Annotated in this window: 10 protein-coding genes and 1 pseudogene; 2 read left to right on the top strand and 9 right to left on the bottom strand. The window is 69.4% G+C overall.

Annotated elements, in window-relative coordinates; translation table 11 throughout:
* Window positions 1-131: 131 nt before the first annotated feature.
* The 9 genes and pseudogenes from AB0H42_RS02305 to AB0H42_RS02265 form a co-directional block, all read right to left on the bottom strand.
* Window positions 132-254 (bottom strand): annotated as a pseudogene (locus AB0H42_RS02305) (succinyl-CoA--3-ketoacid-CoA transferase); the annotation flags it as partial.
* Window positions 255-264: 10 nt separating this feature from the next.
* Window positions 265-1,449 (bottom strand): fumarylacetoacetase, encoded by a 1,185-nt coding sequence (gene fahA, locus AB0H42_RS02300; protein ID WP_357048504.1) that lies wholly within the window; start codon window positions 1,447-1,449, stop codon window positions 265-267.
* Window positions 1,446-2,357: a hypothetical protein gene (locus AB0H42_RS02295; protein WP_357048502.1), complete on the bottom strand. Its 912-nt coding sequence runs from the start codon at window positions 2,355-2,357 to the stop codon at window positions 1,446-1,448. Before AB0H42_RS02295 ends, fahA begins: the two co-directional genes overlap by 4 nt.
* Window positions 2,306-3,502: a homogentisate 1,2-dioxygenase gene (locus AB0H42_RS02290; RefSeq protein ID WP_357048499.1), complete on the bottom strand. Its 1,197-nt coding sequence runs from the start codon at window positions 3,500-3,502 to the stop codon at window positions 2,306-2,308. The genes AB0H42_RS02295 and AB0H42_RS02290 overlap by 52 nt, the downstream gene beginning before the upstream one ends.
* A 94-nt stretch (window positions 3,503-3,596) precedes the next feature.
* The gene (locus AB0H42_RS02285) at window positions 3,597-4,913 is read right to left on the bottom strand and encodes an MFS transporter (RefSeq protein ID WP_357048658.1); all 1,317 of its coding nucleotides are present in this window, start codon (window positions 4,911-4,913) and stop codon (window positions 3,597-3,599) included.
* A gap of 19 nt (window positions 4,914-4,932) precedes the next feature.
* Entirely contained in the window at window positions 4,933-6,372 is a 1,440-nt protein-coding gene (locus AB0H42_RS02280) for an FAD-dependent oxidoreductase (protein WP_357048496.1), read from the bottom strand.
* Window positions 6,372-7,154 carry an SDR family NAD(P)-dependent oxidoreductase gene (locus tag AB0H42_RS02275; protein ID WP_357048493.1) on the bottom strand — a complete coding sequence of 261 codons (783 nt, stop codon included), beginning with the start codon at window positions 7,152-7,154 and terminating at the stop codon, window positions 6,372-6,374. Before AB0H42_RS02275 ends, AB0H42_RS02280 begins: the two co-directional genes overlap by 1 nt.
* Window positions 7,147-7,983, bottom strand: a complete 837-nt coding sequence (locus tag AB0H42_RS02270) for an SDR family oxidoreductase (RefSeq protein ID WP_357048490.1) — start codon at window positions 7,981-7,983, stop codon at window positions 7,147-7,149. Before AB0H42_RS02270 ends, AB0H42_RS02275 begins: the two co-directional genes overlap by 8 nt.
* A gap of 50 nt (window positions 7,984-8,033) precedes the next feature.
* Window positions 8,034-8,480 (bottom strand): nuclear transport factor 2 family protein, encoded by a 447-nt coding sequence (locus AB0H42_RS02265; RefSeq protein WP_357048488.1) that lies wholly within the window; start codon window positions 8,478-8,480, stop codon window positions 8,034-8,036.
* 128 nt (window positions 8,481-8,608) lie between these two features.
* Here AB0H42_RS02265 and AB0H42_RS02260 point away from each other — a divergent pair, with 128 nt between their 5' ends.
* Both AB0H42_RS02260 and AB0H42_RS02255 read left to right on the top strand, forming a co-directional pair.
* A complete protein-coding gene (locus tag AB0H42_RS02260; RefSeq protein WP_357048485.1) occupies window positions 8,609-9,331 on the top strand; it encodes a helix-turn-helix domain-containing protein in 723 nt (240 codons plus the stop codon).
* Window positions 9,332-9,806: 475 nt separating this feature from the next.
* The gene (locus tag AB0H42_RS02255) at window positions 9,807-15,272 is read left to right on the top strand and encodes a carboxyl transferase domain-containing protein (RefSeq protein ID WP_357048483.1); all 5,466 of its coding nucleotides are present in this window, start codon (window positions 9,807-9,809) and stop codon (window positions 15,270-15,272) included.
* The last annotated feature ends 11 nt before the right edge of the window (window positions 15,273-15,283 follow it).

Below are 15,283 nucleotides of genomic sequence, written 5' to 3'. Positions count from 1 at the left end.
GCTACTCCCGCCGCACCCGCCGAGGTCACCCCGCGGCCGGCCCGATCGTCGCACTCACGCGAGGTCGATCACCAGCCTCCGAGCCGAGCCGGGGTGATCGAGTATGCGATTCGACCGGGCGCGCCGGTTCCCTCTTTGGGTGGGGAAGCCACCGCCACCGAGCCGTCGGCCCGGTAACGCCAGGGCAGGCCGCCCTCGCTGATCGGCGTCCCCACTCCGGCCGGGGTGTAGAACGCGGGTATCCCGACGCCGCCACCTTCGCGCTCATCGGTGCGCCTGCGTGGCGGGCAGGATCCGGGCACGCACCTCACCGAAACCGATCCGGGCGCCCCCGGGCCCGGGGGCGGTGGCCGCGATGGCGATCTCGTCGCCGTCTTCGAGGAAGGTCCGGGTCTCCCCGTTGACCTCGACCGGTTCGGCCCCGCCCCAAGTGAGTTCGATGAAGGCGCCGCGCTGATCTCTGTGGTCTCCGGAAATGGTTCCGGAGGCGAACAGGTCACCGGTACGCGCCGCGGCGCCGTTGATCGTGGTGTGGGCGAGCATCTGCGCGGGCGACCAGTACATCTGGGCATAGGGCGGCCGGGAGACCAGTTGTCCGTTCCATTCGACGGTGAGGTCGATATCCAGCCCCCATTTCTCCGCACCGCGCAGGTACGGCAGCGGCTCGGGGTCCTGGACCGGGGTGTCGATCCGCGCCGCTTCCAGGGCGGCCAGCGGCACCACCCACGGCGAGATCGAGGTCGCGAAACTCTTACCGAGGAACGGACCGAGCGGTACGTACTCCCAGGCCTGGATATCGCGGGCGGACCAGTCGTTGACCACCACCGCGCCGAAGACGTGCTCGGCGAATTCGTCCGGCGTGATCACGGTGCCCGGCGTGGACGGCACCCCGACGACGAAACCCAGTTCGGCCTCGATATCCAAGCGCCGGGACGGTCCGAAGCTCGGTACCGCCTCGGCGGGCGATTTGCGCTGCCCGCAGGGGCGGACGATATCGGTGCCGGATACGAGCACGGTGCTCGACCGGCCGTGGTAGCCGACCGGGAGGTGTTTCCAGTTCGGCATCAGGGGCGCCGAATCGGGCCGGAACAGCCTGCCCAGATTGGTGGCGTGCTGTTCGGAGGCGTAGAAGTCCACGTAGTCGGCGACTTCGATGGGCAGATGCATGGTGACATCGGCGAGCGGAAGCACGGCGTCGGCGGGCACCTCACCCCGGACCAGTTCGGTGATTCGGGTGCGGGCGGCAGCCCACTGCCGGGGTCCGAGAGCCATGAAATCGTTGAGCGACGGACGCGCGAACGCCTCGTCCCCCAACGCGACGGCCAGATCGACGACCGTGTCCGCGACCCGGACACCGACGCGCGGCGCGGTGCCGGGGGTGGAGAAGACGCCGTAGGGCAGGTTGTCGATCCCGAAGGGGGAATCGGCGGGGATATCGATGACGGTCATGACGCTGATCTTTCGGAGACGGGCCGCAGGGCGGCCGGAAGCAGGTTCAGATCCACCAGTTCGGTGAGGGGGTCGCTGATACTGCAGGTCCCGAACGAGCGGAAGGCGCCCCGCACGGCTTTCTCCTCGGCTTCCGACAGCGCGGCCAGCTCGGCGGCGACCCCGGCGCCGTTCCGGGTCGCCAACACTGCCTCGAGCGCACCGGTATCGGCACCGGCGAGCGCCAGGTGGGTCGCGAGCAGCAGGTTGAGGAAGCCGTGCTGTTCGAACCCGGTGGTGGGATCTGTATTGCGGACGGCATGATGCAACCCGGCGGTCGCCTTGAACGGGACCCCGGCGGCGACGGCCGACCGCAACGCCACCGCGAGTTCCCGCTCGTCCGGATACGCCGCGGCAACCATTCCGCCGGTGCGGAACTTCGCCGCGTAGGGCGAGCCGGCGAGCCGCTCCAGGACGGCCGCTCGCCGCTCGTCACGCGGCACCTCGACATACACCTCGAGACCCGACGTCCGGCCGGTGATCGATTCCAGCGTCGCGAAGAACTCCACCACGGATACCTGTGCCGGGACGGCAATCTCGACGCCGGTCACGATCAGCCCGTCGATCGCGGCTGCCTGCGCCAGAGCCGGAACCACAGTCCCCGGACCCGCCGGGGCCGTGAACACCACGGTCAGCGAGCCGGGTGACCGATCCGCCAGTTCGGCGAGCCGCGGGACGGGGAAGATCAGCGGTCCGACGAGTGCCGCGAACTCGCTGTCCCGATAGCGTGCGTGCGCGGCCAGCGCGGCGGGCAGGGGCGCGTTGCCGGGTGGGAAGAGGGCCGCGTCGTCACACAGCCCACGCAGGAGAGCGGGGATCACGCGCTCGCCTCCCCAAGCCACGACCACGCGTAGTCGGGATCCTCGCATGCGAGCGCGCCCTCGCCCAGTTCCAACGGGGCGAAGGTGTCGACCATGACCGCGGTCTCCTCTACGGATTCGAGACCGAGCGAACGTTCCATACCGCCGGGCTGCGGGCCGTGCGCGTGCCCGCCCGGATGCACCGACACCGACCCGAGGCCGATACCGGAACCCTTGCGCGCCGCGTAGTCCCCGCCGCAGTAGAACATGACCTCGTCGGAGTCGACATTGGAGTGGTAGTACGGCACCGGGACGGCCAGCGGATGGTAGTCGACCTTGCGCGGGACGAAATTGCACACCACGAACCCCGTGCCCTCGAACACCTGGTGCACCGGCGGCGGCTGATGGACGCGGCCGGTGATCGGCTCGAAATCGTCGATATTGAACGTGTACGGGTACAGGCAGCCGTCCCAGCCGACCACATCGAACGGGTGCCGCGGGTACACCATGCGGGTGCCGACGATGCCGCGGGAGGTGCGGTGTTTGACCAGTACCTCCACCTCGGCTCCCTCGGCGAGCAGCACCTCGCGGGGGCCGTGCAGGTCGCGCTCGCAGTAGGGCGCGTTCTCCAGCAGCTGCCCGAACCGCGAGAGATAACGCTTGGGCGGCACGATATGGCTGCTCGACTCGATGGCGTACGCGCGCAGCGGTTCGCCGCCCTGCGGAATCCAGCGGTGGGTGGTGGAGGTCGGGATCACGACATAATCGCCTTGCCGGGCCGCGAGGGCGCCGAACACCGTCTCCACCCGCGCCGCGCCCGACTCGATATAGACGATCTCGTCGCCGAGGGCGTTGCGGTACAGCGGCGACTCCTTCGCCGCGACCACATAGGAGATCCGCACATCGGAATTGCCGAGCAGCAGCCGGCGGCCGGTGACCACATCGGTATCCGCCCAGGTTCCGGCCGGGAACAGCGTAGGTAATGTCAGGTGCCGCGGTGTCAGCGGATGGTTGGGCGTGGTGGTCTGGTCGGGGACCTCCCACACGTCGGCTCCGGAGATCGCCGACGGGATCCCGCGGTGATAGAGCAGCGACGAATCCGAGGAGAAACCCTCCTCCCCCATCAGCTCCTCGTAGTAGAGCCGGCCGCTGTCGTCGCGGTGCTGGGTGTGGCGTTTCGGCGGAACGTTGCCGAGTTGGCGGTAGTACGCCATGACCTGCCTCCTCGTGGAAACGGATGTGGATCGGGAAAGGTGAGCGCACGGTGCCGCCGCGGGTGACCTCGGCCGGCCCGCGGCGGCGACGCGCTCAGTCCACCCGCAGTTCGATGCCCTTGGTCTCCTCGACGAAGAAGACCGTGCCCAGCGTGAGCAGCGCGCAGAACACGAAGTAGCCCGCGGGCGCCAGCGAATTGCCGGTCACGTCGATGAGCCAGGTCGCGATGAACGGCGCGGTGCCGCCGAGCAGCATGTTGGTGATGTTGTTGCCCAGCGCCAGACCGCTGTAGCGGACCGAGGCCTTCAGCATCTCCACGTAGGTCACATACGAGGCACCGTTGACGACCGAGACGCAGATGAACAGGACCGACTGGCCGACCACCGCCTGCCAGGCGCCCGCCCCGGCCATCAGCACGAACATCGGGACGCCGAGCACGGCCGCGGCGACGCTGCCCCACAGCAGTACCGGTTTGCGCCCGTAGGTGTCGGCGAGGTAGCCCGCGATCGGCAGGGTGATCACGCCCAGCACCAGTGCCAGCGAGGTGGACAGGAATGCCAGCGTGGAGGAATGACCACCCGCGGTCTGCAGGTAGGTCGCCGCGTACACCGAGGCGATGTAGTAACCACCGGTGATGAGCGCACCCAGGAAGACGATCTTGACCACGGCACCACCGGAGGTGCGCAGCAGTTCCATCACAGGCAGTTTCTTCGTCTCACCCTTTTCGGCGAGTTCCTCGAACTGCGGGGTGTCCTCCATATGGTTGCGGATCCAGATGCCGACGACACCGATGACCACGCTGAGCAGGAACGGAATACGCCACGCCCACGACAGAATTGTCTCCTCGGAGAAGATCGAGGTCAGGGCGAGCGCGACCAGTGAAGCGACGAGGGACCCGAGATAGGTGCCCGAGTTGACCATCGAGGTCTGGGTCGCGCGCCAGCGCCGCGGCGCCGATTCGGAGACGAAGGCGTTGGCACCGCCGAGTTCGCCGCCGGCGGCGAAACCTTGCAGGCACCTGGCCAGCACCAGCGCCGCGGTGGCCCAGACGCCCAGCGTGACGTAGGTCGGCATCAACCCCATCAGCACCGTGGCGATCACCATCAGCAGGATGGTCCACGACAGCGCGCTCTTGCGGCCGTACCGGTCACCGATATGGCCGAAGAAGATCCCGCCGGGCACCCGCAGGAAGAACGCCACGGCGAACGCTGCGAAGGTGCCCAGCAGCGCGGCCGTTTCGTTCTCCGAGACGAAGAACAGGGTGGCGACCACGGTCGCCATGTACCCGTAGATACCGAAGTCGTAGTACTCGACGACGGTACCCACAATGGCCGCGCGGACCACCTTCACCGACGACTGGCCTTCGGAGCCACCGGCGGCCGAATCGGAGCGGTGCGCTTCTTCGGGCATCAGCTCGTGTCCCAACATGTCAGTTACCTTGTGCTTTCGTGCGAGAGTGCGACTCGGCCGCGGCCGCGCGACCGGCGATGCGCCCCATAGTCAATGCGTTGGCGACGGCGTTACCGCCGCCCACATAGCGGAGTCCGAGGACCCCGCCTCCGGCCTCGCCCGCCGCGAAGAGTCCCGGAACGGGACGCCCGGTGGCATCGAGGACGGCAGTATCGGAATTGATCTCGAGACCCGTATGGGTGCAGACGAGTTCGGCGGGCAGGATCTCGGCCGCGTAGAACGGTCCCTCGGTGATCGGTTCGAGCCGGGTATCGCTGTGCTTGGCGGCCAGCGAGACGTGGCGGCGGAAATCGTCGTCTGCGCCGGCCGGCAACTGGGCGTTCCACCGGTCGACACTGGCCTGCAGCGTCACGGCCGGTACCTCGATGGCCGCCGCGAGTTCGTCCCAGGTATCGGCCCGGGCGGTGCGCCCGGCGGCTGCCTCCTCGGCGACCCGCTCGGGGGTCCAATCGGTGTAACCGGCCGGGAGTCCCACGCGTGCCTTCTCGTCGAAGATCATCCAGGCGGAGCCGCCCTGCTGGTCGAGGATCCCGGTGGATACCGCATACGGCGCGTCCTCGTCCATGAATCGCCGTCCGTTCCGGTTGACGTACAGCCGCGACGGCGGCGGGAAGCCGGACTGCCAGTGGTGATGTCGCTGGAAGTACACCGTCGGCATGAGCAGACCCCATTCGTGCCCGGTCAGTGCGGCGCCGACCCGGGCGCCGAAGCGCAGATGATCGCCCCGGCTGCCCGGCGCCGCGACGACGAACAATGCCTCACCCGCCGCACGAGCCGCCGGGAAATAACGGTCCACGAAGCCGGGGTCCTGGGCGAATCCGCCGGTGGCCACGACCACCGCACCGCCGCGCACCTCGATACCGTCGGCCACCACCCCGGTGACCCGGCCGTCGGTGACCAGGAGTTCTTCCACCCGGGTGTTGAGCACCACCTCGACACCGTGCTCACGACGTGCCCGGTCCAGCACCTGGACCAGGCCGTAGCCCTGGTCCTTCGGTACGTGCGCCCGCCAGACGTCCTCGACGCCCGCCCGGGCGAGGCCGGGCTGATGGGCGTTCCCGGATTCCACCGCGGGAATCTCGGCACCGAGGCCGATGAGCCATTCGAGCGTCGGGGCGGCCTGCTCGCAGAAGGTGTGGATCAGGCCCGGACGCAGCACCCACTGGTTGAGATCCATGTAGTGCTGGAAGAACTTCTCCGCCGAATCCTCGATACCGAGCGCACGCTGCACACTGGTGCCGGCCGCGGTGAACAGGCCCGCGGACAGCTGAGTGGAACCACCCAGCTCCCGTTCCGATTCGAACAGCAGCACCGAGGCGCCGTCCGCGGCGGCCGAGACCGCCGCGGCCAGCCCGGCCCCGCCGCCACCGATCACGATGACATCGAATGCGTCGTCCACTACAGGCTCCCCTCGGTCTCCGCGACGATGCGGTGGTACAGGCCGTTGGAGACCAGGCCGCCGTCGACGGTGACCTCGCTGCCGGTCATATAGCTCGACCGGTCCGACAGCAGGTGCAGGACCGCGTCGGTGATCTCCTGCGGCGCACCCATCCGGCCCATCGGGATGGACCGCAGCGACGACTCCACGAACCCGCCCGAGCCGCTCACCAGCGCCGTCCCCACCAGACCGGGATGGACGGAATTGACCCGGATGTTCCATTTCGCCAGGCCACCGGCCGCCGATTTCGACAATCCGGTCAGCCCCCATTTGCTGGCGGAATAGGCCGGCGAGAAGTAGCCGATCTGCCCGGAGATGGAGGAGATGTTGACGATGGAACCGCCGCCGGAATCACGCATGAGCGGTGCCACGGCCTGCATTCCGTAGAAGGGACCGAACAGGTTGATCCGTAGCGTCCGGTCCCAGATCTCGTCCGGGGTGTCCATGAACTCGAGCCGCCGCGAGATACCCGCGTTGTTGACCAGCCCGCCGAGCTCGCCGCGGCGGGAGCCGATTTCGTCCACGACCCGGGTCCAGTCCTCTCGGTCCGCGACGTCGAGGCGGTGGGCGCCGGCGGATCCGCCGGCGGCGACGATCTCCGCCGCCAGCTCTTCGGTGTCGGCGACGTCGGCCAGGCACACATGGGTGCCGAGCGCGGCCAGTGCCCGGGCGTGGGCCGCGCCCATGCCCGCGGCGGCGCCGGTGACCAGGACGACGCCGGGATAGGTCGGCCGGTCAGACATGGCGGGACCCACCATCGACGGCGATGCTGTGCCCGGTGACGTAGCGGGCGCTGTCGGACAGCAGGAACAGCAGCGGGCCGAACACTTCCTCGGGGGAACCGAGCCGGTGCAGCGGAACGACCTCGAGCGCGTGCGCGAGTGCCGCGGGATCGTCCTGCACCCAGCGGGTCATCGCGGTGTCGATATAGCCGGGTGCGATGGAGTTGACCCGGATTCCCTTGTCACCGAGTTCGACGGCGAGCGATTCGGTCATATGCGCTACCGCGGCCTTCGACGTGCAGTAGGCGCCGCGCCCCTTGCGCACCCGCAGCGCCGAGACCGAGGACATGTTCACGATGGCGCCGCCGGGCGCCATGTGCCGGGCCGCGGCCTGGGCGCCGTAGAGCACGCCTTCGACGTTCACCTTCAGGGTGGCGCCGATCTGCTCCGGCGAGATGTCCTCGGCGAAGGCGAACGGGAAGATACCGGCGTTGTTGATCCAGAAATCGATCCGCCCGAATTCCGCGACGGCGCGTTCGGCGAGTTTCTCGTGATCGGCGGGGACGGTCACATCCGCACGCATCCCGACCACGCGGCCCGGTTCCGCCGCGAGCGACTGCGCGGCGAGCTCGGACCCGATCCCCTGCGCGGTCGCGACGACCTGGTCTTCGTTGATATCGGCGGCGACCACCGACACCCCGCGGGTGGCCAGGCCTGCCGCGAACACCGCGCCCATTCCCTGCGCCGCCCCGGTGACCACGGCGACCTTGCCGGCCATCTCCGGGTAGTGCGCGGTCATCGGTGCCGCGTCCGTGCGCCCGGGATTGAGCTGCTCGGTGGTGGTGCTCATCTGTTGTCCTCCGAAATCGTGTGAAAATCCGTGCGGGGTCGCGCCGCGGCCTACCGCTGTGGCGCGTCGTCGCGGGAGACGCGCCGGTGGGCGACCGACCAGCGGTCGCCGGTGAGTTCGAGGCGGTCCGCGAGCGTCGTCATCCGCACCAGGCGCGCGGACCCGCCGCGCGGGGTGGCCACGATCTGCAGGTAGGCGCCGACCTCGAGGGTCGAGCAGTCCAGTCGCCGGACCGCGATATTCGTGACGACGTGCCGATGTACCTCGTCCGCCGCCCGGGCCGCTGTATGGAACGCGCGCGCGAAGTCGGTGAGCGCAGCGGTCCCGGTGACCGGCTCGGGGTAGCTCGGTGAGTGGAACTCACCGGCCGGTGTGAAGGTGGCCGCCCAGTCGGCGGCCCGGCCGTTGTCGATGTGGTGGCTCTGGAAGCCGTACAGCTGGTGGACCGCGGCGACCGTCGCCGGATCGGGCAGGTCGCCGATCGAAACCGTGGTCATCGAATTCTCCTCGACGTGATCGCGGAGCCTCCGCTTGCCCCCACCGGCTCATCGTGCGATAATCGCACGCACTGTGCGATATGAGTGAAGGCTAGGTGTCGCCACTCACAAAAGTCAAGAAGGACGTGATGAACCACAGCACCGCCACCGGGAGTGCACGCGCCACCGGAGTCGAGCTCGACTCGGGAATGTCGAAAACGCTCCACCACGGACTCGACATCCTGGAGACCCTGGCCCGCCATCCCCACGGGCTGTCGATCACCGATCTCGCCGAGTCCGTCGGCGTGCACCGCACCGTCGCGCACCGGCTGGTCCGCACCTTGGAGGCCCACCGCCTGTGCCGCCGCGACGACACCAAACGCGTCACCCTCGGTGCGGGCCTGGTCACTCTGGCCGAGCCGGTCGAACAGGATCTGCGCACGGTCGCGCGGCCGGTGATGGAGGAACTCGCCGAACGCACCCGGGCCACCGTCCACCTGGTGCTGCGCGAGAACGCCACCGAAGTGCGCGCGCTGCTGGTGGTCGAACCGCGCAACGCGCGGGTCCATGTGGCCTTCCGGCCGGGACAGATCCATCCCATAGATCGTGGCTCGGCGGGCCTGGCGATGCTGGCCGCGGCGCCGCCCGTTCCCGGTGAACGCCCCGAGGTCGAGACGGCGCGTGACCGCGGCTACGCCCTCACCCGCGGTGAGGTCGTCGCGACCGTGTTCGGCATCTCCGCGCTCGTACCCCGCCGCCGGGGCGAACCGGAAGCCACCATCGGCATCTCCGTCTTCGAGGTCGACGACGAACCGGCCCTGGCGGTCGCGGTCCGCGACGCGGCCCGGCACCTGGGCACCCTGCTGCACTGAACCCGGCCGTGGCCGGCAAGGCCCCCGGCGGCGCGCCGCCGGGGGTTCCGGCGGCCGGCCGGCTCCCCCAATGCCCGGAATGCGCTCGCCGCACCCGACCGTGCACCTCGCCGGGCAGTACCGCGGCCGCCGCCGGAAGGGGGAAAGGCCACCCGGATTACCGGCGGGCGGGGTCCGGACGCGCCGCGTCACCTGCACCAACTCGCCACCGTGGCCGGCCACGGACACCCTTCGCTCAATCCAACGATCGGCGCCTGTAGCGCCGTGTCGGTGGATTGCGACATGTCTTTCGGGTAAGTGTTCTCCGGATCACTCGGTCACTTACGACCCGGCCGATCCACCCGCCCGCCGAAAATACGGGCGAGTAGCACCCGCACGCTGTGCACACAGTGGTCCCGCGGGTGCACACTACGCAGAGCCGAGCCGAAAACGGCTCATCCGTGACCGTGCCCCACAGACGAAGGAGCCAGGGATAGTGTTCAGTCGTATCGCCATCGTGAACCGGGGAGAGGCGGCGATGCGCCTTGTCCACGCCGTCCGGGATCTGGCGGCCGAAACCGGGCAGCCGATCCAGACCATCGCGCTGCACACCGATGTCGACCGGAACGCGACCTTCGTCCGGGAATCCGATATCGCCTACGACCTCGGCCCCGCCTCGGCCCGCCCCTACCTCGACCTCAAAGCCCTCGAGCGCGCACTGGTGGCGACCGGCGCCGACGCCGCCTGGGTGGGCTGGGGTTTCGTCGCCGAAGATCCGGCGTTCGCCGAACTGTGCGAGCAGATCGGCGTCACCTTCATCGGTCCGAGCCCCGACGCCATGCGCAAACTCGGCGACAAGATCGGTGCGAAACTGATCGCCGAAGAGGTCGGCGTGCCGGTGGCGCCCTGGAGCCGCGGCGCGGTCGAGACGGTGGAAGCCGCCGCGGCGGCGGCGGCCGAGATCGGCTACCCGCTGATGCTGAAGGCGACCGCGGGTGGCGGCGGCCGCGGTATCCGCGTGATCAACAACGAGGCCGAGCTCGTCGATGCCTACGAACGCACCAGCCAGGAGGCGGCCCGCGCCTTCGGCAGCGGCATCGTGTTCCTGGAGCGGCTGGTCACCGGCGCCCGGCACGTCGAGGTCCAGGTGATCGCGGACGGCCAGGGCACCGCCTGGGCACTCGGTGTGCGCGACTGCTCGGTGCAGCGGCGCAACCAGAAGGTCATCGAGGAATCGGCCTCGCCGGTGCTGCGGCCCGAGCAGGCGGCCGAACTCAAGACGTCGGCCGAGCGGCTGGCGGTCGCGGTCGGCTACCGCGGCGCGGCGACCGTCGAATTCCTCTACCACCCGGGCGACGAACTGTTCGCCTTCCTCGAGGTCAACACCCGCCTGCAGGTCGAGCACCCGATCACCGAGATCACCACCGGTTTCGACCTGGTCCGCGCGCAGCTGCACGTGGCCTCCGGCGGCCGGCTCGAGGGCGAACCCCCGGCCGAACGCGGGCACGCCATCGAAGCCCGGCTCAATGCCGAGGACCCCGACCGCGACTTCGCCCCCTCCCCCGGCCGGATCGCGCATCTGGACCTGCCGGCCGGCCCGGGTATCCGCGTGGATACCGGTGTCAGCGAGGGCGACACCATCCCCGCCGATTTCGATTCGATGATCGCCAAGATCATCGCCTACGGCCGCAACCGCGACGAGGCACTGGGCCGGTTGCGCCGGGCGGTCATCGAGACGCGGGTGATCATCGAGGGCGGCGCGACCAACAAGAGTTTCGTGCTCGACCTGCTGGATCAGCCGGAGGTCATCGACGGCAGCGCGGACACCGGCTGGATCGACCGGGTGCGCGGTGAGGGCCGGCTCGTCTCCCACCGGCACTCCGCCATCGCCCTGGCCGCCGCCGCCATCGACGCCTACGAGGAGGAGGAGCAGGTCGAACAGCACCGGCTGCTGTCCACCGCCTCCGGTGGCCGTCCCCAGGTACAGCACGACAGCGGACGTCCGCTGGACCTGAAGCTGCGCGGTGCGAGCTACCGGGTGCGGGTCGCCCGGATCGGCGCGCACCGGTTCCGGGTCGGTATCGAGGCGGGCACCGATATCCGCACCGCCGACGTCGATCTCGAACGTTTCGATCAGCACACCGGCCAGCTCGTGGTCAACGGCGTCCGGTACCGCCTGATCACCGGCACCCACGGGCCGGTGCACCTCGTCGACGTCGACGGCGTGACCCACCGGGTCAGCCGGGACGAGGGCGGCGTCGTCCGCTCCCCCGCGCCCGCGCTCGTCGTGGCCACCCCGCTGGAGGTCGGCGCCGAGGTCGAGGCCGGGGCACCGGTACTGGTGCTGGAGAGCATGAAGATGGAAACGGTGCTGCGCGCGCCGTTCCGGGCCCGGCTCAAGGAATCCAATGTCTCGGTCGGCACCCAGGTGGAGACCGGCGCACCGCTGCTGCGGCTGGAGCCGCTCGCCGACGAGGGTGACGAGGCCGAGGCCGACACCGCGACCGCCACGGTCGAACTGGATCTGCCCGCCGAGTCGGACCCGCAGCCGTACCAGCGGATGATCCGCGGTCAGCAGGATCTGCGCAGTCTGCTGCTGGGCTTCGATGTCGACCCGCACGACGACCGGCGGGTGCTCGACGAATACCTCGCGGCCCGCCGCGCGGCCGTGGCGGACAACCGCCGGCCGCTGGCCGAGGAACTCGACCTGGTGCAGGTCTTCGCCGACCTGGCCGAACTGAGCCACAATCGGTCCTGGGAGGACGATCCGACCCCGGGGCACGTCCACAGTGCCCGCGAGTACTTCCACACCTATCTGCAGAGCCTGGACGTCGAGCGGGCCGGCCTCCCGGAGTCCTACCGCACGAAGCTCGCCCAGGCACTCGGGCACTACGGCGTCACCGAACTGGACCGCACGCCCGACCTCGAGGCCGCGGTGTTCCGGATCTTCCTGGCCCAGCAGCGGCCCGCCGATACGGTCGAGGTCGTCTCGGCACTACTGCGCGAATGGCTGAACGAGCCGATGCCGGACCGGGTACTGCGCGAGCCCGTCGGCCTGGCGCTGGAGCGGCTCGTCGCCGCGACCCAGGTGCGGTTCCCGGTGATCGCGGACCTCACCCGCGGCCTGGTCTTCGCCTGGTACGGGCAGCCGGTGCTGCGCCGCAACCGGGCCCGCGTCTACACCGACGCGCGCAAACACCTCAGCTACCTGGACGCGCATCCGCAGGCGTCCGACCGGACCGCGCGGATCGCCGAGATGGTGAGCGCCACCGAACCTCTGGTGCGCCTCCTGGGCCAGCGGCTTTCGCGCGGCTCCGCGGACAACACCGTCATGCTGGAAGTGCTGACCCGCCGCTACTACGGCAACAAGGACCTCACCGACGTCCGCACTCGCGACGCCGGCGACTACACCTTCGTCGTCGCCGAACGCAAGGGCGTGAGCCTGGTATCGGCCGCGGTCAGCTTCGACTCCCTGCCCCGGGTGGTGGCCGGTCTGGCCGAACTGTCGACCGGTTCCGCCTCCATCGAGGCCGATATCTATCTGTCCTGGGAGAACCAGCCCGAGGACTTCGACGCCATGGCGGCGGAGCTGCAGGAGGTGCTCAACGCGCAGCCGGTGTCCAACCAGGTGCACCGGATCACCGCCACCGTCGCGGGTAGCGACAACGCGGTCATGCACTATCACTTCACGTTCCGCCCGTCGGCGACCGGCCTCGACGAGGAACGTCTCATCCGCGGTCTGCATCCCTATATCGCGCAGCGGATGCAGATGAAGCGGCTGCACAAGTTCGACCTCACCCAGCTGCCGTCCTCGGACAACGAGGAGGTGTACCTGTTCCGGTGTGTCGCCAAGGAGAACCCGGCCGATGAGCGTCTCGTCGCGTTCGCCCAGGTCCGGGACCTGACCGCGCTGCGTGACCACGACGGCCGGCTGGTCACCCTGCCGACGGCGGAGAGCACCATCGCCACCTGCCTCGACTCGATCCGCCGCGCGCAGGCGGGGCGGCCGTCGTCCAAACGGCTGCAGACCAACCGCATCGTGATGTACGTCTGGCCGCCGATCGATATCACCCGCGGCGAACTGGAGTCGATCGTCGAGCGGGTGCGTCCCACGACCACGGGCGCGGGCCTGGAGGAGATCCTGCTCATCGCGCGCCAGCGCGACGCCCGGACCGGTGACCTGGTGAAGCTGGCCCTGCGGATCTCCTTCGACGCCACCGGCGGGACTCAACTGACCGTCGGCGAGCGGTCCGACGATCCGGTCGAGCCGCTGGACGCCTACCGGCAGAAGGTGCTGCGCGCCAGCAGCCGCAACACGGTGTACCCGTACGAGCTCACCGGCCTGCTCGGTGAATTCACCGAGTACGACCTCGACGCCGACCACGCGCTGGTGCCGGTCGACCGGCCCAAGGGCCGCAACACCGCGGCGATGGTGGCGGGTGTGGTGACCACCGTGACCGAGCGGCACCCCGAAGGTGTCACCCGGGTGGTGCTCCTCGGCGATCCCACCAAATCGCTGGGCGCGCTGTCGGAGCCGGAATGCCGCCGGGTGATCGCCGCGCTGGATCTGGCCGAGAAGTTGCAGGTCCCGCTGGAGTGGTACGCGCTGTCCTCGGGCGCCCGGATCTCGATGACCTCGGGCACCGAGAACATGGACTGGGTGGCGGCGGCGCTCAAGCGCATTGTCGAGTTCACCCAGGACGGCGGCGAGATCAATATCGTGGTCGCGGGGATCAATGTCGGCGCCCAGCCGTACTGGAACGCCGAGGCCACCATGCTCATGCACACCAAGGGCATTCTGGTGATGACCCCGGATTCGGCCATGGTCCTCACCGGTAAGCAGGCCCTGGACTTCTCCGGCGGCGTCTCGGCCGAGGACAACTTCGGGATCGGCGGTTACGACCGGGTCATGGGCCCCAACGGGCAGGCCCAGTACTGGGCGCCGAACCTGCACGCCGCCCGGGCCGTGCTGATGTCGCACTACGATCACACCTATGTCGTCCCCGGTGAGAAGGGGCCGCGCCGGGCGCCGACCACCGACCCGGTGGATCGGGACATCTCCGGTTTTCCGCATGTCATGGCGGACAGCGATTTCACCACGGTCGGCCAGATCTTCTCCGCCGCCGCCAACCCGGATCGCAAGAAGCCGTTCGATATTCGCACGGTCATGCGGGCGGTGGCCGACCAGGACCACGAGGTGCTGGAACGGTGGGCGGGGATGGCCGATGCCGAGACCTCGGTGGTCCAGGACGCGCATCTGGGCGGAATCCCGGTGTGCCTGCTGGGTATCGAGTCGCGGGGTGTACCCCGGCGCGGTTTCCCGGCCACCGACGGCCCGGACACCTACACCGCGGGCACCCTGTTCCCGCGGTCGTCGAAGAAAGCCGCGCGGGCGATCAACGCGGCCAGCGGCAACCGGCCGCTGGTGGTGCTGGCCAACCTGTCCGGCTTCGACGGTTCCCCGGAATCGATGCGCAAACTGCAGCTCGAGTACGGCGCCGAAATCGGCCGCGCGATCGTCAACTTCCAGGGCCCCATCGTGTTCACCGTGATCTCGCGGTACCACGGTGGCGCGTTCGTCGTGTTCTCCAAGACGCTGAACCCGAATATGACCGTGCTCGCGCTGGAGGGTTCGTTCGCCTCGGTCCTCGGTGGCGCCCCTGCCGCCGCGGTCGTGTTCGCCGGTGAGGTGGACAAGCGCACCGCGTCGGACCCGCGGGTCCGCGATCTGGAAGCCCGCGCCGCGAACGCCTCCGGCACCGACCGCGCCACCCTCACCGCCGAACTCGACGAGCTCCGGTCCACGGTCCGCACCGAGAAACTCGGTGAGGTCGCCGCGGAGTTCGACCGCGTGCACGATATCCACCGCGCGGTAGAGGTCGGTTCGGTCGACGCCGTCATCCGGGCCGCCGAACTGCGTCCGCGCATCATCGAGGCCATCGAGGCACATCTGGCGGGCTGATTTCCGGCCGG

Source organism: Nocardia sp. NPDC050799 (assembly GCF_040654015.1).
Taxonomy (GTDB): domain Bacteria; phylum Actinomycetota; class Actinomycetes; order Mycobacteriales; family Mycobacteriaceae; genus Nocardia.
This window is presented reverse-complemented; position numbering and strand designations above follow the sequence as displayed.

Coding starts and splice junctions, on each gene's coding strand:
- fahA (WP_357048504.1), bottom strand. CDS start 1,449: ATGACCGTCATCGATATCCCCGCCGATTCCCCCTTCGGGATCGACAAC.
- AB0H42_RS02295 (WP_357048502.1), bottom strand. CDS start 2,357: ATGCGAGGATCCCGACTACGCGTGGTCGTGGCTTGGGGAGGCGAGCGC.
- AB0H42_RS02290 (WP_357048499.1), bottom strand. CDS start 3,502: ATGGCGTACTACCGCCAACTCGGCAACGTTCCGCCGAAACGCCACACC.
- AB0H42_RS02285 (WP_357048658.1), bottom strand. CDS start 4,913: ATGCCCGAAGAAGCGCACCGCTCCGATTCGGCCGCCGGTGGCTCCGAA.
- AB0H42_RS02275 (WP_357048493.1), bottom strand. CDS start 7,154: ATGTCTGACCGGCCGACCTATCCCGGCGTCGTCCTGGTCACCGGCGCC.
- AB0H42_RS02270 (WP_357048490.1), bottom strand. CDS start 7,983: ATGAGCACCACCACCGAGCAGCTCAATCCCGGGCGCACGGACGCGGCA.
- AB0H42_RS02265 (WP_357048488.1), bottom strand. CDS start 8,480: ATGACCACGGTTTCGATCGGCGACCTGCCCGATCCGGCGACGGTCGCC.
- AB0H42_RS02260 (WP_357048485.1), top strand. CDS start 8,609: ATGAACCACAGCACCGCCACCGGGAGTGCACGCGCCACCGGAGTCGAG.